This is a genomic window from Leptolyngbya sp. GB1-A1 (assembly GCF_039962475.1).
Classification (GTDB): domain Bacteria; phylum Cyanobacteriota; class Cyanobacteriia; order Elainellales; family Elainellaceae; genus Leptolyngbya_A.
This window is the reverse complement of sequence record NZ_JAMPLI010000017.1, coordinates 96,549-117,749: the sequence shown is the minus strand read 5'-3', so window position 1 is coordinate 117,749 and position 21,201 is coordinate 96,549. Positions and strand designations below refer to the sequence as shown.

The window sequence follows — 21,201 nt, the reverse complement described above, 5'->3', positions numbered from 1 at the left end:
CGCAGCAAAAGGAGGAGAATCGAGCCTTAAGTCAATCGCGAGTGGTCTGTGAAAATGCGTTTGCTGGAGTCAAGCGTTACAACGCGGTGAGCGCTATCTATCGCAATCGAAAAACGGAGTTTGATGATCACCTTATGCTAACCGCAGCAGGATTATGGAACTTCTACCTGACTGCGGCATAGGAAGAACTTGAAAGGTCGCATTGGCTAGCTCTGTTCTTATTTCCCGACAACTCTACTTACTCATACAGTCCTCTCGACAAATCGACTCGTAGCCCGGTAATATCCCGATTGAGGGCGATCGCAATTTCGTAGGACTATAACCACACAGCAATCCTCGCAAACAAGTTTCGTCAATGTTTGTCAATGCTGTGCGCCTACCGCTACAGGCTTGCTTCACTTGGCCTAGATCAGCACTCAGCCTTGCCAAACCCCATTCCGCAGCAGCTTCATTGAAATGCTGAATACTGATCATGCATCATAGGCTCCTAAAAGAGTTCTAACGTATTCTTTCCAAGGCATACAAGCTCTGAAAGCGCCAGTCATCTAACGTTTTTCCTAACCTTTGTTTGAAGTAATTTAGGCTTGCTAACCCTATCTCCTATCAACTGTTAGCGGTCGATGAAGTTCTAGTTTTCTAACCTGAAGACTGGTTCGATCGATTCTTGTGAAAACAAGACAAACGCTTAATGAAGCATTGAAGGAGACACCAATGTTAAAAGTGCAAGTTGCCACAACGCTTGAAGAGAAACAAGCAATCTATCAATTTAGATACAGCGTGTATATCGAGGAAATGAAAAAAAGCCTGCGATATGCCAACCATGCTGAAAAGATTCTCAAGGATAAGTTAGATGACACGGCAATGCTGCTTTACATCAAAGTTGAAGATGAGATTGTAGCAACCGTGCGAAAAAACCTGCTGGATTCTACTTCACTTCCTGAGAATCTCAGCCAGATCTTTGCAGTCAATCAATTCACGGCGGCATTCCCAACCCAAACGCTTTCATTTAGCAGCCGCTTAATGGTCGCCCCACAATGGCGAAATTCTTCGGTACTAGGCATGATTGTCATGGAATTCTACAGAGATGCCCGCACCCGAAATCTGCAATTTGACTTTTCTCACGCGGCTCCTTGGCTCGTTCCGTTTTATGAAAACCTGGGATATCGTCGCTACGTCGATAACTTCCTCGACGAGGATGCTGGTTTACAAATTCCGATGGTTTTACTGATGGAAGATGTTGACCATCTGCGGGCAGTCCACTCCCCGTTTTATCGTGTCGCTCGTAAAGCCAGCAACACTTCAACGGCAAAGGATTGGTTCAATCAAGAATTTCCTGAACACAAAAAACTAATTAACACTTGCAGAAGTACAGCAGATGAAGTGTGGGAATTTTGGATTGCAAAACTGCATCAGCAATTGAATCCCAAAATTGACCTTTTTCAAGGGCTAACCGATCAAGGAATTCAACAGCTCTTAAAATCCAGCTTCTTTTATTGTGCAAAAGCGGGGGAAACTCTTCTGAGAAATGGAGATATCGCCAATGCCGTCTTTCTGGTGCTTTCTGGTGTGGTTGAGGTCAGTAACGCGGACAACGGTTCAAAGACGTTGTTAAATTCCTATCAAACCTTTGGAGAAACAACATTGTTTACCCAACTACCTTCCCCAGAACAGGCGATCGCCACAACAGATGTCGAAGTTTTGGTCTTGCCCGTCCAAACGATCATGAAAGCAATGAAAACGTCACCCGAATCAATGTGTCAGTTTTTCTTTAATGCGTCTCGCTGGATTTGCAAAAAGTATGTTCCTGAAGCAAATCAACTTGCAGACATCACTCGTAATCAATTCTTAACCGCTTAGACTTAAAGGAGTGCAATCAATGGACATGGTTCTTCGCATTGTTAGCAAAGCCCAAGAGATTTTTCGTCACAAGTTAGAGACCGTTGAGACTTCAGGCGGTTTAACGCTTGAGCAATATGTTCGATACCTCTCAATGCAGTTTCATCTTACAAAAGATGTACAGAGACATTTCTTCATTGCAGCCAGTCACCCTGATTTGGCGACGAAAGGAAAATTGCGAGATTTCCTGGTGGCATTTGGGCTAGAAGAAGAAATGCACTATCGCATTGCCAGCAAGGATATTGAGAATCTCGGTCAGCCGATGCTGTCTATTCCACTGAATGTGAAATTATGGTGGGCATACTTTGACTCCGTCATCTATTCTCGTCCTTTTATCCGATTGGGGGCGACTTGCGTTCTAGAAAACTTGGGTTCAGGTGGTAGCATTGTGGTCAAACGCTTGCTGAAGAAAGCACCCTTCATCAATGAACGTACGTCTCGGTTCATCCAGATTCATCTGCATGAAGAACTTCCACATGGAGATTGGATTATTAGTGTACTCAAGAATATAGAACTTGACAGCACTAACCTGGAGGACTTGCAAGAAGGTGCAGAAATAGGAGCAACGCTGTATCTTCGGATGGTGGACTGGGCTTTTGGAACTGATCCTCTAGCGATCGCATTCAGCAAACCTTCAGTAAAAGGTACAACTCCTGTTGCTTTGAAGTAGTGTGATATTCTTTGGTTATTTCGCCACTGTATCTCCGCTAGAGAGCCTGCTGTTTACAGTTTCATCTGCTTTGCTGCTGTCTTCGTGAGTTAGATCCCTAATCACGGTTAGGTGACGGCAGCAAAGCGATTTCTTATCTTAAGACAAGCCCCCACCCCAACCCTGATTAAGAGAAGTTTAGTGATGCCTTCATCAAACTTTTATTGGTCACGCAACTTAATCTCCGGCTTCGGTAAGATGTGGTTTTTGATTACTCCTCAAGAAACAGATAGTAATGGAGGAGGCGCAAGCCTTTTAGGATCAGTCGTTGAAGAGTTTGATGGAGGTCTCTTTTCGTATTATCCCGCGCCATACCATATGGCAACACCCAAGTTGATCCGTGACGCGATCGAACTGCGTCGAGACAAACTCAATCTGGACAACGGAGAATCGATTGTACTAGAAATAAAATTCGCTAGTTTGAGAATTAGCACTGAACGGCGAAAAAGCATTAAATCAGGAATTGGTAATTTTCCGAGCATACCTGTTTTCCTAGATGTGGACTACTCGCGGATGGTCAGTATCACAGTAGAGCTAGAATCAGCCAAAATGCAGTATATTTCAACGGATTACTTAAGCAGGCTTTACAAACTTGTTGACGGGGATGACAACTTAATTGAGCCAAGCCTTGGAATAGACATTGATAACAACTACATCGTGGATCAAATTCTTCTCGCTAACCAGTACAATGTGATTTTTGAATCTGACTCAAACTTTAGTAGCCAATTCGAGGCAGAAATTTCATTTGTCAATGCTCAAAACGCTGGAAAGATCTCAGTTTCTCTCGACCGAGTTAATAAAAAGCGGGTCACTGCTAAAGTACACAACGGACAGGATTACCTCGTTGCCTTCAAAGTGATTGATTGGGATGATTTGGGGTGAGACGATCGCTAGGGACAAATATGTCTAAATCTCATCGTGTCTCTTCGATCGCTCCCAATGCTTTGAGAGTTACCGTTTCTGCTTGTGTTAAGCCGCTAATCCCTGCGATGTTCATTCCTTCATAGGGACGCGGCACTCTCAACGTCTGAAGGCATCTACCAGTTTCTACATTCCAGAATTTAATGGTTTCATCAAAGCTGCCGCTCAACAGAATCAAATCATTGTTCTGCATCTTGCCAGGTAAGTTTGTTTCCTTGTCTTCAGCAAGGCAAGATCGAATATAAAACTGGATAGAAAGAATAATTCCTTGATGTCCCTCAAGGGTTTGCACGTATTCTCCAGTTTCAAGATTCCACAGTTTTATGGTTTGATCAAAGCTACCGCTCGCCAGATATCCTCCATCCGGACTGAAGGCAAGCGCACCCACAGGTGCCGTGTGTCCCTCAAAGGTGTATTTACATTTACCCGTCGTCATATCCCACACTTTAACGGTCTTGTCATAACTACAACTTGCGAGAGTCGTGCCATCTGGGCTAAATGCAACTTGCCAAACGCTGTTTTCATGCTCCTGTAAGGTCTGAGTGCAGTGTCCTGTTTCAACGTCCCAGAGTTTAATCATGGCATCAAAACTACTGCTGGCAACCTGTCGTCCATCTGGGCTAAACGCGACACCAACGACTGAACTCTGATGTCCCTCCAACGTTTTTAGACAGTTGCCGGTTTCTATATCCCAGAGCTTGACGGTGGCATCATAGCTACCGCTCACTAATTGCCTGCTGTTGGGGCTAAACGCGAGAGACCAGATCCAACTTGTATGTCCCTCGAAGGTTTGCAAACACTGCCCTGTCTTCCAATCCCATACTTTGATGGTGTTATCTCCACTGCCACTCACTAAAATCGCTTGATTTAGCTCGTTCGCATCTGTGTCAGTGGATTGAGGGGAAAATGCCACTGCCCAAACTCGATCGCGATGTCCTCGTAAGGTTTTAATGACTTGACCTGTTTTGAGATCCCAAAGCTTGATGGTTTCATCCTCATGACCCGTCGCCATCAACGCATGTTCAGTATGCAATGCTAGACAAAGGATTTCGTTCGTATGACCCTTCCAGGTTTTGATACATTGCCCTGTTCTGACATCCCAGACTTTAATGGCATGATCATCCCCGCCGCTCGCTAAGGATTGACCATTGGGGCTAAAGGCGATCGACCAAATCCGGTTGCTATGCCCCTGTAACGTCTTAATGCACTGTCCAGTCTCAATGTCCCAGAGCTTAATGATCTGGTCATGGCTACAGCTCGCTAGAGATTGACCATCTGGGCTAAAAATGGCAGTGGTCACCTCTTGGGTATGTCCCTGAAAGGTTTTAAGGCAAGTTCCTTGCTCCAGGTCCCATAGCTTCAGCGTGCCATCAGAACTGGCGCTTGCCAGCAATTGTCCATTCGCATCAAAGGCAACCGATCGTACCCAACCGGAATGTCCTTGAAGCGTCTGGTAGCAGTTCCCAGTCGTGATATTCCACAGGTGAATGTGATGGTCTTCTGAACCACTGGCTAGGGTTTGACCATCAGGACTGAAGGCGATCGACCAAACCCGCTGAGTTAATCCTTGCAGGGTGCAAAACGGTTGAGCGATTTGCTCTTTTGATCGCTGGAGGGACGAATTAACGTGCCACAGACGGATCGTAGCGTCCTGGCTACTGCTTGCTAGCAAATGCCCATTAGGACTAAAAGCAACCGCATTAGCGGCTGAGGTGTGTCCTGATAGCGTCTGAAGACAGTTTCCCGTCTCCATATCCCATAGCTTGACTGAGTTATCATCACTAGCACTAGCAAGCAGCCTACCATCCGGACTAGAGGTAACTGCCCAAACCCAGCTTTTATGACCTCTACAGGTCATCCGCTTGTTGCCACTCGCGGTATCCCAAAGGTGAATGTCACCGTTGCTATCTCCCGTGATTAAGTAGGCTCCATCTGAGCTATAAGTGACCGATAGAACACCACCAAAGGTTTGAGTAAAAACAGACTTGACAAATTTACAGTGAGCAAAGCTGACCTGCCGCAAATTCACACCTTGCAGATACGCTTGCAGAATGGTCAGACGAGAAAAGTCATACCCAGTTAAGTCGGTTTGCAAGTGGCACAGAAGATTGATAAGGTTTCCGGCTGCATATCCAGATCCAACAGGTAGTCTTTTTTGCAATTGAGCTAGAAGCTGCTGTAGTTGTGCTTCAAGTTTTTCTCGGCTGCCAAGGGTGGCGATCGCTCTCTCCAAAATCGGTTTGAGAATTAAGCGGCTTTGATTGTCTCGCACATATTCTTTGGCAACTGCCTTAAGCAGTGCATAACGACTAAGCAGCCAGAGACTTCCAGTTTGAATCTCCTGGCACACCTGTTTAATCAGTCGTTCGGTCACATACTCAATCAGGACAGGTTGCAGGGTGAAGCTATTGCCGCTTCGTTCTAAGGGGAGTCGTCGCTGGAGCGATTGCAGGGTCGCTGCCACCTGTTCCCGATCCGCAGGAGTGAGGACGTCTTCCTTGAGTTCTGCTGGAGCTAGCAACTCCCGGTTGATGGTAAACCAATTGACTAATTCTTGTTCGTTGTCGGATAGGCGATCGAAATGCCAATCCAACAGCTCTCGCAAATCTTGAAAAATGGGATGCCCTTCTTTGAGAAACTCAGAAATGTTGCCACAGAAGACTTCATCGATATGCTTGGCTGCCAGTTCCAATGCTAAGGGATTGCCATTGTAAAGCTCAATCAAGGTCTGCCACTCAGCATCAGAACCGGAGAAGTTACCAATCTCAGAAAAAATTTTGATTCCCTCTGCAACACTCAGCCCATCCAGATTGAGCGATCGCACGGGGCGCGCTTTTCCCTCTAATTGAGCAATCTCTTTATGCTTTTCTCGACTGGTGAGCAATAGACAACTTTGATGGGGCACGGTTCCTAACTGCTGGAACAATTGCCCATATCCTTCATACCCTTCTCGGTAGTGCCCAGCCGAGGTTCCTCCTTGCAAGATCGTCTCGGCATTATCGAGAATCAGCAAGCAACGGTGAGCTTTCAGGTAATGCAATAACTTTGAGATGCCTGCACCGAGATCGTTTGATAGGGGCGCTTCCTGCTGTTGAGCGAGAAATTGGACCAGCTCGGTGAGCAGGTTAGGTAGTGGTGGGGCATTGAGGAGCGATCGCCAGATCACAAACTGAAATTGGTCTTGAATTCCCTGCGCGAGTTTCAATGACAAATCCGTTTTGCCGATGCCGCCTGCACCCAGCTTGAGCGACAGCCGAGTTTTGCCCACTCCTGCCATGCCCAAGATACTGACAATACGGCAGCGGTCTTGCACAATCCACTGTTCTAATTGTTCCAGTTTTTCAGTACGTCCAAAGAAAACGCGCACATCAGGAGCATCCCCCCAGTCATGGGTCAGTGTCGGAACCGAGGGTAACGAGACTAAAGAGGGTTGAGTAGTTGCCGTATTCGGCAGACCTCCATCGTTTCGCTTGTAACCCTGCCGCTCCAATAACACAGCAACATCTCGCCAATTTTTTACCTGTCCTGCGGTGATCGCTGCAACATAACGATACAATCCCCGTGTCAGATCGACTCGCAGCCCTTGTGCTTGGCGGTGTAGTGAAGCAGCAATTCCATTGGGGTCAAGACCACAAAGCAATCCTCGCAAACAAATTCGTTCTGTTGAAGACAGTGGCTTTTGTTTAATAGCGGCTAAGTCAGCATATAGCTGCTCTAAGTCCCAAACCTGAGCAGCGTCGAGAAATTTCTCCTCTTGGGGGCTGGAAGAGGATGGCATAACAAGCGAGAGTAGATGTGCTAGGGAACAATCAATAATTACCTAATTACCTCAACCATCAGTAAATTTCCTGAAAAACTTTACATATACAACTTCTTACCCTTAATTCGAGATGTTGTAGTTTATACCAATGTGATTTCTGGGTTAAGCCCCACTCGATTCCTAATGTGCGTTAGGTGTCAATGCAAGTGCTGATCCCTTACCTTAGGACTACCAACCGAAAGGCGATCGAATCACATTTGGGTTGTGAAGCATGAATTATTCAAGGCTAATGCAGATGTCCGATTAATAGTGGTGAGGTGGGTTGTGCACCGAACAAGTGTGGGCAGGTAGAATAGAAGCGTTGTCGTGATGGTATGTTTGCGATGGGCCGTCCCTTCTGCGACCATGGCAAAGTCTATTAACACGATCGGACTCGTAAGGGCATCCAACGCTTCCAATGTCCTGCCTGCCACCAAACCTTCACCGAAACCTTCGCCACCCTCTATTACCGTCGCCAAGTCAGTCCCGAAGAAATGCATCCTAATTTTGCAATCGCATTGTGAGAGCAATCGCTTGCAGGGTATAAGCCGTATCAGCAAACGGGCTTACAGCACGGTCGTCAGTTTGATTTGCAAAGCGAGTGAAAAGGCGCAGATGATCCATAACCAGGAGTCAAGCGAGATGATGAAGGTCCGGACGTTTTCAGAATTCAAAAGCTTTTGAAAGATAAAGGATTTGATCCAGGTGAACTAGATGGAATTTTTGGAGTAAAAACGGAAAGGACAGTAAAGGACTTTCAAGAAGTTGAGGGATTCCCTCCAACTTTGGTTGATGGAAAGGTCAGTCCTAAAACGCTTGCAAAGCTTGATGTTGTTGGCCTAACTGATTTCGGTGGCTTACCAGTCGCTTGATAAAGGTTTTTGAGCATGGCGATCACTCTTTAATTCTTCGACTAATGAAGAGCGATCGCTCATACTACATATTCGCAACATTCATCTGCTTATTCCTTGGGCTTCGTACTTCAATCTGAGCTACGTACGTCTCAATATCTAATGAGTTTCACTCAATTAATCAATTCAGTTTTAGTTAGGAGTAAAGCTGGGGAATTTAATGAAAACATCACCTGAAAATTTGCTTTGAACATCTTTCTCTGCACTGCTTTGAGCAGTCTTGACTCTTATATAATTCAGTGACATTACAAGCAAAAGAATTAGACTCTTCAGACCATGAAATATAGAATAGGCACGTTTTTAGGATTAGTTTTGTCTACGAGTCTGTTTGTTACAGCCGCATATTGCCAAAATCCTTCAAGCCCTACTTCCTCTCCTACATCAAGCCCTTCCTTTAGGGAAGGAGATGTCGTTGAATACATGAATGACGATAAAGGAAACGTCGTACCTATCAAGCGTGAAGTAGGTGTACTTAATGGGTTAAATACACAAAAAAATTACAATCAATTCTGGATAGTACTTGGTATAACTATTGGTGCCGGAATCCTAGGAGGGTTTGTTGCAGAATTAATTAATCTAAACGGCAACATTGAGTTGCCCCACAGGCCGAGTAACGATGAGTGGGCTTTGAGAGCTGCTGATACTGGCACTCGCGATGCCCAACCTAAAGACTTATATGATTTAGGTATCCTCGCAAGATTAGGTGTTGGAGGTCTAGCTGCTCCTGCAGCAATAGTGTTCTTGAATCCTGCTAGTATCTTTGCTCTATTTGGTATGTCGGTAGTCGCTGGTTCAGCAGGTACTGCTATCTTTATTGCTTTACAAGAACGCATTAGAACAGTCATTGCTGAACAACGGAATGCTGTGTCTGTAGCTGTAGCTGAGAGAGAAAAAGAAATTGTACAAGAACCGTTGAGGCAGGCAAAGTTAAAGCAGAGCGCTCGATTAATTCTTGGGGAATTGGAAAATGTTTCAACAAAGCTAGGAGAGGTCGAGAAAAAACTGAGAGAAGGTTCAGAGACTGTCGAAGAAGAACCCAATGTTTTGAAGTTTTCAAAGGATAAGAATGTTGCTTTAAAGCAAAATGACTTTAATGAAGTATGGAAGCCATTGAATGAAGTTAAAGGGATTGATAAACAAATAGGAGACAAAATTACTGCGCCTTTCAAGATACTAGAGCAAACAATAAAAAGCAAGTCTAAGTCCCCGGAAGGTGGAGACTACTTTGTAATTAAGAAAGGGGAGCAGCTCGATGTTGAAGTTTTCAATCAAGTGAAGAAATGCATAAATGAAGTCAAGGGCGAAATTAAAGCTATAGCTGCTCTAAGATCAGATAGAACAAACGTCTCCATAGCAGAGGGGACAAACGCCCCTGGTACCGTTTGAGGCTATTTTTTCCTGTCCTTCACATACTAGCTTTTAAGTAGCTAACAGAAATAAACAGAGCTATGTAAGGATGAGAATGAAGCTCAAAAGTTTCGTGCTATCTTTATGAAATACAGGTATGTATTTTACGTTGCATACTTGCTTGTATACAAAAACCATCCTATTTTTCTGGAGTCGTTTTTGTATAAATAAATACTCACAAGGTTCTGTTTCGTTGTGTTATGAAATAATTGCTTTTTGAGTTACAGCTATTTTATCTGAATGTAATGGAGATTCTATTAACTGTTGATGTGTGAACGTTCTTCGCCACTCTACCTTCGCAGCAATAAACAAGAAACTTTTGGAAGTTAATCTATTCAAGTAAGGTAATTCAATGGCTGGTAAAACTTCCAAAAACACAAAACAAGGAAGTAGCGTTCAACGAATTTATGATCAGCTGAAGCAAATGGCGATCAATTATCGGTTTCGTCCAGGAGAACCTTTAAATGAGGTTGAGCTGGCTACATCGCTGGGTGTTAGTCGCACACCGCTAAGAGAAGTCCTCAATCGCTTAGTCGCAGAAGACCTACTTGACTTTGTGCCTCGTCGAGGTTTTCTGGGAAGATCGCTCAATGCTAAACTCATTTATGACCTCTACGAAATGCGCTGTGGCTTAGAGGTTATTAGCACTAAATTGGCGATCGAACGCGCAACAGAGGATGAGATAACTGGCTTAGCTAACTTTTGGGAGGGTGTATCGGATAAGTTTGATACCTATACACCTGCCGAATGCGTTCATTTTGATGAACAGTTTCACGAGCAATTGGCACTTCTCTCACGCAATACTGAACTACTTCATACTTTACAAAGTATCAATACGCGAATCCATTTCATTCGTCAGATTTTTATGGAAGATTTTGACAAACGCAATGATACCTGTAAGCATCATCGGGAAATTTTGAAAGCAATAAAAGAACACGAGATTGAGATGGCGGCAAAATGCATGTCTTCTCATGTTGAAGTTCGCCGCGAACAGGTTGTTAATGTTATCAAAGAAGGAATTGCTCGATTGTATATGGGGTAGTTTTGTGAGTTTTAGTGATGGATACCTACTCATTAACCGCCTAAATAGGCGTGAGCGATCGTGGGATCTTGTTGCATTTCGGTTGCGCTACCAGATTGAATGATTCGACCCCCTTCAAGTAGATAAGCATAATCGGCTACTGAGAGTGCTAGTTTTGCCATTTGATCAACGAGCAGAATGGTCATCCCTTCATCTCGTAATTCTGCTAGCGTTTCATACAGTGCAGATACAAGTTTAGGAGCTAATCCCAGCGACGGTTCATCTAGCAGCAACACTTTAGGACGAGCCATTAAGCCACGGGCGATCGCCAGCATTTGCTGTTCTCCTCCAGAGAGCAATCCGGCTCGTTGATGTTGTCGCTCCTGTAGACGTGGAAAACGTTTGAGAACAGCTTGGATATCAGCTTGAATTGCCTCTTGATCGTGACGACGATATGCTCCTAATCGAATATTGTCATAGACGCTTAATTCGGTAAAAATTTGTCGTCCTTCTGGAACTAACACAATTCCTTGATCGGTCATGTGATGAGCAGGAATTTTTCTGAGATCAGTTCCGGCAAATTTCACGTCGCCTGACCAGGGTTGAAGTAGCCCGCAAATACTCTTCAGGAGGGTGCTTTTACCAGTACCATTGGCACCGATCACTGCCACTAATTCTCCAGTATTCACCGTGAGCGAAATTTGATCGAGAACTTGCAGCGAACCGTAGCCACTCACAAGATTTTGAATTTGTAAAACTGGATTGGGTTCAGGGTGAGTAGAACGAGGTAAAGACAGATCAGAAACACCTAAGTAGGCAGCTAACACTCGCTCATCTTGTTGAACTAACTTGGGTTCTCCGGCACAAATTAATTGCCCGCTATCCAGAACCAGAACGCGATCGGAGAGACTCATGACCAACTCCATATCATGTTCAATCAGAATCACTTTAATGCCAGTGCTGGCAATCCGTCGAATTAACTTTGCTAGCGATTTTTTATCTTCAGAACTTAATCCGGCAGCGGGTTCATCAAGCAGTAGAACCTGGGGAGATGTTGCCAGAGCGCGAGCAATTTCTACCAGACGGCGATCGACAAAGGGTAGGTTTGCTGCTTCTAAATAAACGTTTCCCTGATAACCCACAAATGCCAATAACTCGAGCAAATTCTTCTCGGGTTGTCGTAATCGCCCAATGCCCATTAACGCGGTGAGCGGGTTGCCTAATTTGCGGCTGAAGCGTGCAGCTCTCAGGTTGTCTAACACAGAAAGGGAGTTGAACAATCGAGTGGATTGAAAGGTACGGGTTACCCCCGCATGGGCAATCGCCAAACTTGATTGATTCGTTAAATCGATTGTTCCCAGCGTAATGTTGCCGCTCTGCGTTCGGTAGAAACCGCTAATTAAGTTCAACAGAGTTGTTTTGCCTGCGCCATTTGGACCGATGACGGCTGTAATGGTGCCAGGTTCAGCGGTTAAATCAACATTTTGTAATGCTTGCAAACCACCAAAGCGAATGCCGGCCTGGCTAACCTCGAGCCTGGAACGCTCTTGGTGATGCCCGATTAATGCCGGAATATCGCTAGGAGGAGTGCTAAGAGGATAAACAGGAGCAGTACGTTTGAAGCGATCGGTAAACAGGCTGACTAATCCATTGGGAGCAATCCACAGCGTTAGAATCAGGAGTGATCCAAAGACGATGAGTTGATAGTCGGCAAAGTCATGTAGAAATTCAGGAAGAACAACGAGAATAACGGCTCCAAAAATTGCCCCTTCTGCGGTATTCAAGCCGCCTAGAATAACAACGAGCAGAAATAAAATAGAACGGTAGAAAGTAAAACTATCAGGACTAATAAAGCCTACAGCAGACGCAAAGAAAACACCTGCAATTCCTGTCAGTGCAGCAGATATCGCGAATGCGACTACCCGAATTTGCAACACGTTTAATCCAACTGAGACGGCTGCAATTTCGTCATCTTTAACGGCTTGAAAAGCTTTACCCCAGGAGTGTTGTTTCAAAAAGGTAAATGTGACGACGGCCAGGGCAGCACAGGCGATCGCCAGCACCACAACCAATCGCAGACTCGGTTGCAATCCCAACAGCGATGGCTTGGGTACTGAAATACCGCCAAATCCACCCGTAAGAGACACCCACTCAATTAACACTCGTTCGACAATGATTCCGAAGGCGATCGTCACCATTGCTAGATAAGGACCCGTTACCCGTAATGCAGGAGCTGCCAGTGCAACTCCCGTGACGGCGGCTGTAATTCCCGCTAAACCCAGTGCTAACCAGAAGTTCCACCCCGCCTTGGTGATGATCAAGGAACCCGTATAGGCACCGATGGCGAAAAATCCAGCATGTCCGATCGAAACTTGTCCAGACAAGCCAATCAGCACATTTAGCCCTACGCCCACCATGGTGGTGATGGCAATCATGGCTAACAGAAATAAGTAGTATGTGTTGGGTGCGGCGATCGCTCCGACAATTGCAACTGCCAACAACCCAATTCCCAACCCGCGACGAATCCCCATTCCCTATACCTTCTTCACTTGCATCCGTCCGAATAGTCCGTTTGGTCTGAGTGCCAATGCCAGAATGACCACCGCAAACCCAACAATTTCGCGATAACTACCGCCCAGCGTCCCGGCTGCTACTGATTCGACCACACCATAAAACACGCCTGCCAGCATCACTCCCCAGGGATTCGCCAAACCTCCAATAATTGCGGCTGCAAAAGCTTTTAAGCCAAGCAACGTGCCCATCGTGGCAGAGACATTGGCAACCGGGGCAATCAAGATTCCGGCGATACCTGCTAAAACAGTGGAAACGGCAAAGGAGAAGGCAATCATCTTCTCCACAGGAATGCCCATAATGCGAGCGGTGTCGTGATTCTCACTGACCGCTTGAAAGGCTTTGCCTAACAGCGTTTGAGTAAACATTACGCGTACTAAAAGTGCCACTGCAAATCCAATGACGGGCGTCAGTAGCTCAATGGGAAAGATGCCAAAACCCAAAATCATCACGGGATCGGTCGCTAAGGCAGAGGGATAAGCCCGCACTTCCTTACCAAAGGTGACCATTGCCACGTTATCGGCAATGATGCCAATGGCGATCGTGGTCAATAACCAGGAGTTAGAGCCACCCTTGGCAAACGGACGAACGATAAAGCGCTCGATTAATAACCCAACTCCAGCACAAAGGAGTAGCGTCAACAGGGCAGCAATCCAAAAATTCCAGCCCCAGGTGATGTTGAGCATGTAGCAGAGAACAGCTCCCAGCATGACGGATGCCCCCTGGGAGAAATTCATGGTGTTAGAAACGGCATAGGTAACTTGAAACCCCAGAGCAATCAAGCCATACATGCTTCCGATCGCAATTCCCGACAAAATAAGTTGTTGCAGCATATTAGATGAAAGCTTTATGCGCTGACGGGAACAATTTCCTTCCCTTTCCACTGCACCAGAATGTAGTCGTCCTCATTCAGGGCATCATGATTTTCTGGCGTAAAGGAGCGATTGTAGGTTTTGATCAATCCCTCGTAAGTTGGCAAGCTGTAGAACGCCTCCCGAACTTTGGGGCCTTCCGTACTGCCAGCCGTTTCGATCGCCAGCGCTGTCAAATGCATTGCATCGTACGCATTTGCTGTACCGACCGGGGCGAGAATTTCACCAGGGCTATTCAACTTGTATTTGTTTTTGAGCGCGGTCATCACTTTCTGACCTGTAGCATTCTGTTCCCCGAAGAAGCTATGAGTTTGCACAAACACTACTTTGCTGGCTGCTTTGCCTGCTAATTCGGGGAAGCGTCCACCAGAAATACCCCAGTGAGACACCACCGGAACATCCCAGCCAATTCGGGTTAATGACTTCATCACCTGTGCACCGGGTGCCGCGTTCCCTACCAGCAATACAGCTCCTACCCCAGCATCTTTAAGGCGTGCCAGTTGAGCTGACATGTCAGTGTCGGTGTCATTAAACTTTTCAATTGCACCAACTTCTACGCCGTATTCAGGTGCCCACTGCTTAAAGCCTGCTTCGTTCGATTCTCCCCAGGGGTTATTGACTAGCATCAAACCGACTTTGGGTTTACCGTAGGCTTCGCTGACATGCTTGATCAGGAAGCGATCGACAATGTTGTCGTTAGCAGACACCCGGAACGCAAAGTTGGGATCGTGACCATTCTGAGTAATTTTGGTTGCTGCAGCCCACACTCCCATATAGGGCACTTGCAATTCGTGGATAACGGGCATCATTGCGATAGAGACAGGGGAGTCAATGCCACCAAACACAGCAGCAACCTTCTCCTGCTCAATTAACTCACGTGCTGCTGCAACACCTCTGGCTGGGGTAGACTCATCATCTCGCGTTACCAGTTCTAAGGAACGCCCTCCCAGAATGCCACCCTTTTGATTGATTTCATCAATCGCGATCGCCAATCCACGGATAATTGACTCACCAGATAGGGCGGAACCCCCGGTAATGGCGGCAACCAAACCAATCTTGATCGGCTCTGAAGACGCTTCAGCAGTGCTGGATGGCTTAGACGAACACCCGGTAAGCTTGGATGTTGCGATCGCCACGCCCATCCCCAATGCTCCACGCAAAACATCGCGACGACGTAGCCCAAATCGATAAAACGACATGGATAACCTTCCTGCTTTTATTGAATGAAATGTGAACTGCGTTTCAACTCAGAAGCAACAGTAATACAGTCTTGTATACAAGCTTGTGTTCAGTAATACCAAATCTTGAATGAATCTGTTGTACTCATGAGCATGGAGTTTTTTTGCGCGTGGAATGGTAGGGGAGCCAGGGAGAGAGTATGGTCAGCCACAAATCGGTAGAGCAGGAGAGTAGGGCTGCAATGCAAGCAACTGAACAAATTCCGGTCATTGATTTCGCAGCGTACCAATCGGGCGATCGCTCCACGCGTCAACAGGTTGCAGATCAAATTCGTCATGCCTGCACCAACGTTGGCTTTTTGTATCTAAAGAACCACGGGGTGTCACAATCCTTGATCGATCGCCTGTTCGCTGAATCCAAACAGTTTTTTGATCTGCCGACTGAGGTGAAAAATCAGATTCCCTGGGACAGTCCAGAATGCAACTGTGGATATATCGGGATGCAAATGCAACATCTTGATCCTAGTGACGCAGGCGATTTGATGGAAGCCTACAATATTGGGCTGTTGCAGCCGCGTGCTAACGAAAAATGGCTACCAAATCAACTCACCTTGAATCAGGCCCTATTGGAGTTTTATAGAGTAAGCACAGCTGTCTGTCAGCAAATTATGGGAGCCTTTGCCCTCTCCTTGGGGTTGCCAGAATCCTTTTTTGAGCCAACCCATGACCAGCATTACAGCACTGTGAGGCTGCTCCACTATCCACCTGCTCCTGCAACAGTCATCCCTGGACAAATTCGAGCCGGAGCCCATTCCGACTATGGCACGATTACGCTTCTATTTCAGGATGACGTGGGTGGATTGGAGATTCTCCACGATGGGGTTTGGCTTCCAGCTCCCTATATTCCCGGTACGGCTATTGTGAATACAGGGGATTTGATGGAACGCTGGACAAATGATGCTTTTCGCTCAACCAAGCATCGAGTGGTAGTTCCACCTGAACCAGCAGCACGGCGATCGCGCTATTCTGCAACATTTTTCTATCGCCCCAACATTGATGCAGAAATCGTTTGCCTAGAACCCTGTTGCCAACCGGGACATGCGCCTCTCTATCCCCCTACAACGACTCGTGAACATTTGATCAATTGCCTGCAAGCTTCTTATCAAGTCGAGTCATAGCAGATCAAGAAAAGACCTCTATTTGCAATCATTGCTCTTTCAATCGGTGTGCATTAATGGATCTAAAAATCACTAACGCTACTCTTCCGGGGCAAACTGGAATTTGGGATATCGGCATTACGGGCGATCGCATCACCGCCATTGCACCAACCCTTTCCAACCCGTCAACCCAAACATTAGATGCCCAGGGAAATTTACTCATCCCAGGCCTAGTAGATGGACACATTCACCTCGATAAAGCCCTTATTCTCGATCGCTATCCGGCGTTAGATGGGACGTTCGACGAAGCCCTGCGTGAAACGCTGAGGTTGAAGCAAGCATTTACGGTTGAGGATATTCAAAACCGGGCAAGCCGACTGATTGAACGGGCGATCGCTTTTGGTACAACCGCCATGCGAACCCATGTTGAAGTTGATCCAACGATTGGACTGAATGCAATCCAGGCACTTCTGCCTCTACGAGAATCCTACGCCTGGGGCATAACCTTACAACTTGCTATTTTTGCTCAGGAAGGAATCACAAACCATGACGGATTAGTGAATCAACTCCGCCAGGCCTTGGCAATGGGTGGCGATGCGATCGGCTCTGCTCCCTATGTTGATCCAGATCCCAAGAAGAACATTGAAATTGTCTTCGATCTGGCTCAAGAATTTAATTGCAATGTTGACTTCCATCTCGACTTTTTGGATAACGATGATCCGTTACTGTTACCACTGGTTATTGAAGAAACGATTAAACGGGGTTGGCAAGGACGAGTCTGTTTAGGTCATATGACCAAGTTAGCGGCATTAACGCCGTTAAAATTAGAATCCCTTGCCCCTGCAATGCGCGATGCGGGTATCTCAATTCTGGCTTTACCTACCACTGACCTGTACATGATGGCTCGCAAAGATACCCACAATGTACGTCGGGGCATTGCTCCTGTGCATTGTTTAGCAGAGCTGGGAGTTAGCGTTGGGCTTGCAACCAACAACGTGTTGAATCTATTCACACCTTTTGGCGATGGGGACGTACTAAAGCTTTGTACCCTGCTGGCACAGGTACTCCATTTAGGAACCGTATCGAGCCATCAGCTTTGCTTAGAGCTGGCGACAAATCGGGCAGCAGAGGCGATCGCCATTCCAAATTATGGAATTGCAGTCGGTAATCTAGCAGATCTGGTACTACTCAATGTTCGTTCAGTCAGTGAGGCGATCGGTTCTGCACCAATGGGACGAACCGTTATTAAAAACGGGATTGTGATTGTGCAAAGTAAAGTAGAACAACAGTGGTTTGCCCCCAAAGTACTGGCAACTTCACTTTAGGGAAGAGATAAGATACGTAATCGTTCAGGGGGTGCTGTCATGGGTGGGCAAGAGGAATGGGGCAGGCAGACCTTGACCCAAACTAATTGATATACCCGTCTGCTCGCATCAACTCAATTGCACAGCGTTCACAGCCAGTTTGTGAACAAGGAGGAACTCCTGCACCCCGTTCAAATCCTGTTAAGGATTGTAGTATTTAGGCTGAACGACTTACTGGTAGCTGGTGCTGTGCATCGTGGTTCGTGTGTCTGAGGTAAGATGACCATCCTCCATGTGGACAATGCGATCGGCAATATCTAAGATTCGGTTATCATGAGTCACCATCAAAATCGTGCAGCCCTGCTCTTTTGCCAGTTTTTGCATCAAATTCACGACATCTCGCCCCGACTTACTATCTAACGCAGCCGTTGGTTCATCTGCCAGCACAATCTTAGGATGGCTCACTAAAGCACGGGCGATCGCTACCCGCTGCTTTTGCCCTCCTGATAAGTCATCCGGATAGTAGTGCAGGCGATGCCCTAGCCCAACCGCTTCCAGCATTTCAGCTGCTTTTGTTCCTTCTTCCTCAGGAGACAGATGATGGTGCAATTGCAATGACATCTGTACGTTTTGCAATGCGGTCAAACTATTTAATAAGTTATGGGCTTGGAAGATATAGCCAATGCTACGTCGAGACTGAATGAGTTGTTTCTGGCTTGCTCCACAGAGTTCCTGATTGAGGAGCTTTAAACTTCCTGACTGAGGCGATCGCAATCCGCCGATCATACTCAGCAGGGTTGTTTTTCCTGAGCCAGAAGGTCCAGTCATAATCACAATTTCACCTGCATTAATTGTTAAATTGATATTAAACAAGACTTGCTTTCGGAGTTGACCTTGACCAAAAAAATGATTCAATTCTGCGATCGAGATGACGGCATTTAGTGCTGTACATTGTTTAGGTTTAAGCGAATCAAGAGTCTGCATGAGTAATCAGGAAGAAGTTAGAAAGTAATTAAGAAGGAGTTAGAAAATATCTGCTGGATCTGCCAATCGCAATTTTCGGACTGCAACCGCTCCTGACATCACGCACATAATGATCGTGAGCAGCAATACGTAAATCGTGCGAGACAAGGTCATGTAAATTGGCAAATTTGTCGCATTACGGGTCAATGAATAAAGCCCGATCGCAATTAAGTTTCCGGGAATGTAGCCTAAGACCGCTAGGAGCAGGGCTTCTTGCAGGACAACACCCAGTAAGTAAAGATTGCGGTAACCCATCGCTTTCAGCGTGGCGTATTCTGCCATGTGATCGCTGACATCGCTATACAAAATTTGGTACACGATGATCACGCCTACCATAAATCCCATCAAGGTTCCCAGGGCAAAAATAAATCCGATCGCGGTATTTCTACGCCAATACCCTTCTTCAAACTCAATAAATTCTGCACGAGTGAGAACTCGGACATCGTGCGGCAGGCGGGATTTTAATGCAGTAACCACGGCATTTGGATTGGCATTCAGTGCAAGAGTAATCAAGCCAACGCTAACTTCACCTGCTTGACGTTGCGACACAATTCGTAGAAAGTTTTGATCGCTGGTCATCAAGCTGCCGTCTGCCGCGAAGGAAGAACCAACCGTAAATAGTCCTTTCAGGTGAATTGTGCGTCCTTTAATCTCAGTACTGACGGTTTCACCCTGACCAATACGAGCGATCGCCTGTTTGTAGTCTCCCCGCGATGAACGGTCAAATAGTAAGGTATCCGCTTGTTGAAGGGTACCTAAATTTTGATTGATTTCCGGCAGGTTAAATGCGGGTTTTTCCAGGTCAAAGCCAAGCAGTAAAATGGCATTTTGGCTGCGGGTTTGCGGATTTTTCCAATCTGCAAAAGCAACATACAGAGGAGTTGCTGATTCCACTTCCGGCAAGCTGGCAGCTTGAAACAAACGACGACGGGAGAAGGTTGCCATGTTTGCTAAATTGCGAGCCTGGGGACTGATCAGAACAACATCTGCATTGAGATTTTGGTGTAAGCGAGTATTACTGTCATACAGGGCAGACTCAAATCCAAGCTGCATCAACATGAGAATGTCGGCAAACGCAATTCCAGATAAGGCAACAAAAAATCGTCCTTTCTGACGGATTAGCTGAAGCCAGGCGAGGGGAATCGATCGCTTTTTCATTGCCTAATCTCCACAGCAACTTGTAAATTGGTCAATTGTGCTACACGTCCACTGGATGCTTTGTCCAATCGAATTTTGACCTCAACGATTCTGGCATCGGTTGTGGCGGTTGGATCGCTATTGAGAACATCCTGTTTGGCGATCGTCCAACCGAGCTGCTCAACGGTTCCATGCAGCGGTTCTTTGATTGAATCGGCTGTAACGATTGCAGCTTGACCAACCCGAACTTTGCCAATATCTCCTTCATACACTTCAGCAACCGCATACATTTGCTCGGTGTTCCCTAATTCCACAATGCCTTCTGGGCTGACTGCTTCTCCGATATGAGTGTGAATTCGAAGAATACGACCTGCTTTAGGAGCACGAATAAATGCATGATTTAATTGTGCTTGTGCCCTTGCTGTAGCTGCGATCGCTCGATTCACTTCAGCTTGGGCAGCAGCAATATCAGTTGGACGAACTTCAGCAATCTGACCCAATGTGGCTTTTGATTCCTGAATCTGTTGTTGTAGGGTTTGAATCGTGCGATCGAGTGCGGCTCGTGCTTCATTAACCCGTTGTTGAGCTGTTTTTAGCACGAGTGATTTGCTGTCTAGCACAGATGCAGAAATCGCTCCATTTTGATGCAGGTCTCGATGACGTTGATATTCCACATCTGCATTTTGCAGCTCTGCCTCAAAGCGGGCGATCGTGGCGCGTTGAGTCTCCATTTCTCCATTAAGCTGTGCTTCTAATCGAGCAATGGTGGCTTGTTGGGCTGCAATCTCTCCTTGCTGTGCGCCTGCTTTGACTTGGTTTAACCTTGCCTGAGCCACCTTGACCTGCTCCTGAGCCTCACCTAACTCACTTTGCAAGCGATCGCGAGAATCTAAAATAGCAATAATCTGACCTGCATTAACGCGATCACCCACTTTAGCCCATAGTTCATCAATTCGATAAGCACCACCCTGCCCGGACGGCTCAGAGACTTGAATGACTTCTCCTTGCGGTTCTAGTCGTCCCAATGCATTGACTTTTGTAGGTTGTGTAGCTGTCTCCACGAGAGAGGGTGATGTGGAGGTGGATTGAGATTGCGTATAGTACATGGTTCCAGCAGCCATTATGATTGCTGAACTGACACCTATAGCGATCGCCCAATGGACACGGGGAAACAGAGAGGATTGATCTGAGCTTGTTTGTTGCATAGTGTCTCCTGTTGATCAGTTAAGCAATTAATCATTAGTCATCAAGGCGTTCACAAATAGGTTGTGAACAAGGAGGTGTGGAGTTCATCT

General features: G+C 46.3%; 15 protein-coding genes and 1 pseudogene. 9 read left to right on the top strand and 7 right to left on the bottom strand.

The annotated features are described in order from the left end of the window. The 4 genes from NDI45_RS17080 to NDI45_RS17065 all read left to right on the top strand — a co-directional run. On the top strand, nt 1-182 hold a 182-nt coding region (locus NDI45_RS17080), incomplete at its 5' end, for a transposase family protein (RefSeq protein ID WP_348248050.1). Between the two features lie 529 nt (nt 183-711). Then, nucleotides 712-1,857: a cyclic nucleotide-binding domain-containing protein gene (locus NDI45_RS17075; RefSeq protein WP_348248049.1), complete on the top strand. Its 1,146-nt coding sequence runs from the start codon at nt 712-714 to the stop codon at nt 1,855-1,857. A 19-nt stretch (nt 1,858-1,876) separates the two neighbouring features. Beyond that, nucleotides 1,877-2,566 carry a hypothetical protein gene (locus NDI45_RS17070; protein WP_348248048.1) on the top strand — a complete coding sequence of 230 codons (690 nt, stop codon included), beginning with the start codon at nt 1,877-1,879 and terminating at the stop codon, nt 2,564-2,566. A 111-nt stretch (nt 2,567-2,677) separates the two neighbouring features. Continuing rightward, complete coding sequence (locus tag NDI45_RS17065) at nt 2,678-3,487, top strand: hypothetical protein (protein ID WP_348248047.1); 810 nt, start codon at nt 2,678-2,680, stop codon at nt 3,485-3,487. Nucleotides 3,488-3,518: 31 nt separating this feature from the next. Here the strand turns inward: NDI45_RS17065 and NDI45_RS17060 are convergent, their stop codons facing one another. Further along, nucleotides 3,519-7,304: an NB-ARC domain-containing protein gene (locus NDI45_RS17060; RefSeq protein WP_348248046.1), complete on the bottom strand. Its 3,786-nt coding sequence runs from the start codon at nt 7,302-7,304 to the stop codon at nt 3,519-3,521. A 683-nt stretch (nt 7,305-7,987) separates the two neighbouring features. Between NDI45_RS17060 and NDI45_RS17055 the strand changes: the two are divergent. The 3 genes and pseudogenes from NDI45_RS17055 to NDI45_RS17045 form a co-directional block, all read left to right on the top strand. Further along, nucleotides 7,988-8,197, top strand: a pseudogene (locus tag NDI45_RS17055) (peptidoglycan-binding domain-containing protein); the annotation flags it as partial. 459 nt (nt 8,198-8,656) lie between these two features. Beyond that, nucleotides 8,657-9,622 carry a hypothetical protein gene (locus tag NDI45_RS17050; RefSeq protein ID WP_348248045.1) on the top strand — a complete coding sequence of 322 codons (966 nt, stop codon included), beginning with the start codon at nt 8,657-8,659 and terminating at the stop codon, nt 9,620-9,622. 373 nt (nt 9,623-9,995) lie between these two features. Then, entirely contained in the window at nt 9,996-10,685 is a 690-nt protein-coding gene (locus NDI45_RS17045) for a GntR family transcriptional regulator (RefSeq protein ID WP_348248044.1), read from the top strand. A gap of 32 nt (nt 10,686-10,717) precedes the next feature. Here NDI45_RS17045 and NDI45_RS17040 read toward each other — a convergent pair whose 3' ends face one another. The 3 genes from NDI45_RS17040 to NDI45_RS17030 are packed head-to-tail and all read right to left on the bottom strand — an operon-like array spanning nt 10,718 to nt 15,306. Next, entirely contained in the window at nt 10,718-13,195 is a 2,478-nt protein-coding gene (locus NDI45_RS17040) for an ATP-binding cassette domain-containing protein (protein WP_348248043.1), read from the bottom strand. Nucleotides 13,196-13,198: 3 nt separating this feature from the next. Continuing rightward, entirely contained in the window at nt 13,199-14,068 is an 870-nt protein-coding gene (locus tag NDI45_RS17035; protein WP_190793574.1) for a branched-chain amino acid ABC transporter permease, read from the bottom strand. A 14-nt stretch (nt 14,069-14,082) separates the two neighbouring features. After that, nucleotides 14,083-15,306, bottom strand: coding sequence for an ABC transporter substrate-binding protein (locus NDI45_RS17030; protein WP_348248042.1), 1,224 nt, complete (start codon nt 15,304-15,306; stop codon nt 14,083-14,085). 221 nt (nt 15,307-15,527) lie between these two features. Between NDI45_RS17030 and NDI45_RS17025 the strand changes: the two genes are divergently transcribed. Further along, nucleotides 15,528-16,463 (top strand): 2-oxoglutarate and iron-dependent oxygenase domain-containing protein, encoded by a 936-nt coding sequence (locus tag NDI45_RS17025; RefSeq protein WP_348248041.1) that lies wholly within the window; start codon nt 15,528-15,530, stop codon nt 16,461-16,463. A 56-nt stretch (nt 16,464-16,519) separates the two neighbouring features. Further along, a complete protein-coding gene (locus NDI45_RS17020; RefSeq protein ID WP_348248040.1) occupies nt 16,520-17,767 on the top strand; it encodes an amidohydrolase family protein in 1,248 nt (415 codons plus the stop codon). A 210-nt stretch (nt 17,768-17,977) separates the two neighbouring features. Here NDI45_RS17020 and NDI45_RS17015 read toward each other — a convergent pair whose 3' ends face one another. From NDI45_RS17015 to NDI45_RS17005, 3 genes are read right to left on the bottom strand one after another with little or no spacing between them, the layout of a single operon-like run. Beyond that, nucleotides 17,978-18,730, bottom strand: coding sequence for a DevA family ABC transporter ATP-binding protein (locus NDI45_RS17015; RefSeq protein WP_348248039.1), 753 nt, complete (start codon nt 18,728-18,730; stop codon nt 17,978-17,980). 39 nt (nt 18,731-18,769) lie between these two features. Further along, nucleotides 18,770-19,927 (bottom strand): ABC transporter permease DevC, encoded by a 1,158-nt coding sequence (gene devC / locus NDI45_RS17010; RefSeq protein WP_348248038.1) that lies wholly within the window; start codon nt 19,925-19,927, stop codon nt 18,770-18,772. Then, nucleotides 19,924-21,111 (bottom strand): ABC exporter membrane fusion protein, encoded by a 1,188-nt coding sequence (locus NDI45_RS17005; RefSeq protein ID WP_348248037.1) that lies wholly within the window; start codon nt 21,109-21,111, stop codon nt 19,924-19,926. Before NDI45_RS17005 ends, devC begins: the two co-directional genes overlap by 4 nt. Nucleotides 21,112-21,201 lie beyond the last annotated feature (90 nt).

What these genes read in the sequence shown, in the direction of transcription:
- NDI45_RS17075 (WP_348248049.1), top strand. Translation starts at nt 712, where the DNA reads ATGTTAAAAGTGCAAGTTGCCACAACGCTTGAAGAGAAACAAGCAATC.
- NDI45_RS17070 (WP_348248048.1), top strand. Translation starts at nt 1,877, where the DNA reads ATGGACATGGTTCTTCGCATTGTTAGCAAAGCCCAAGAGATTTTTCGT.
- NDI45_RS17060 (WP_348248046.1), bottom strand. Translation starts at nt 7,304, where the DNA reads ATGCCATCCTCTTCCAGCCCCCAAGAGGAGAAATTTCTCGACGCTGCT.
- NDI45_RS17050 (WP_348248045.1), top strand. Translation starts at nt 8,657, where the DNA reads ATGAATGACGATAAAGGAAACGTCGTACCTATCAAGCGTGAAGTAGGT.
- NDI45_RS17045 (WP_348248044.1), top strand. Translation starts at nt 9,996, where the DNA reads ATGGCTGGTAAAACTTCCAAAAACACAAAACAAGGAAGTAGCGTTCAA.
- NDI45_RS17040 (WP_348248043.1), bottom strand. Translation starts at nt 13,195, where the DNA reads ATGGGGATTCGTCGCGGGTTGGGAATTGGGTTGTTGGCAGTTGCAATT.
- NDI45_RS17035 (WP_190793574.1), bottom strand. Translation starts at nt 14,068, where the DNA reads ATGCTGCAACAACTTATTTTGTCGGGAATTGCGATCGGAAGCATGTAT.
- NDI45_RS17030 (WP_348248042.1), bottom strand. Translation starts at nt 15,306, where the DNA reads ATGTCGTTTTATCGATTTGGGCTACGTCGTCGCGATGTTTTGCGTGGA.
- NDI45_RS17025 (WP_348248041.1), top strand. Translation starts at nt 15,528, where the DNA reads ATGCAAGCAACTGAACAAATTCCGGTCATTGATTTCGCAGCGTACCAA.
- NDI45_RS17020 (WP_348248040.1), top strand. Translation starts at nt 16,520, where the DNA reads ATGGATCTAAAAATCACTAACGCTACTCTTCCGGGGCAAACTGGAATT.
- NDI45_RS17015 (WP_348248039.1), bottom strand. Translation starts at nt 18,730, where the DNA reads ATGCAGACTCTTGATTCGCTTAAACCTAAACAATGTACAGCACTAAAT.
- devC (WP_348248038.1), bottom strand. Translation starts at nt 19,927, where the DNA reads ATGAAAAAGCGATCGATTCCCCTCGCCTGGCTTCAGCTAATCCGTCAG.
- NDI45_RS17005 (WP_348248037.1), bottom strand. Translation starts at nt 21,111, where the DNA reads ATGCAACAAACAAGCTCAGATCAATCCTCTCTGTTTCCCCGTGTCCAT.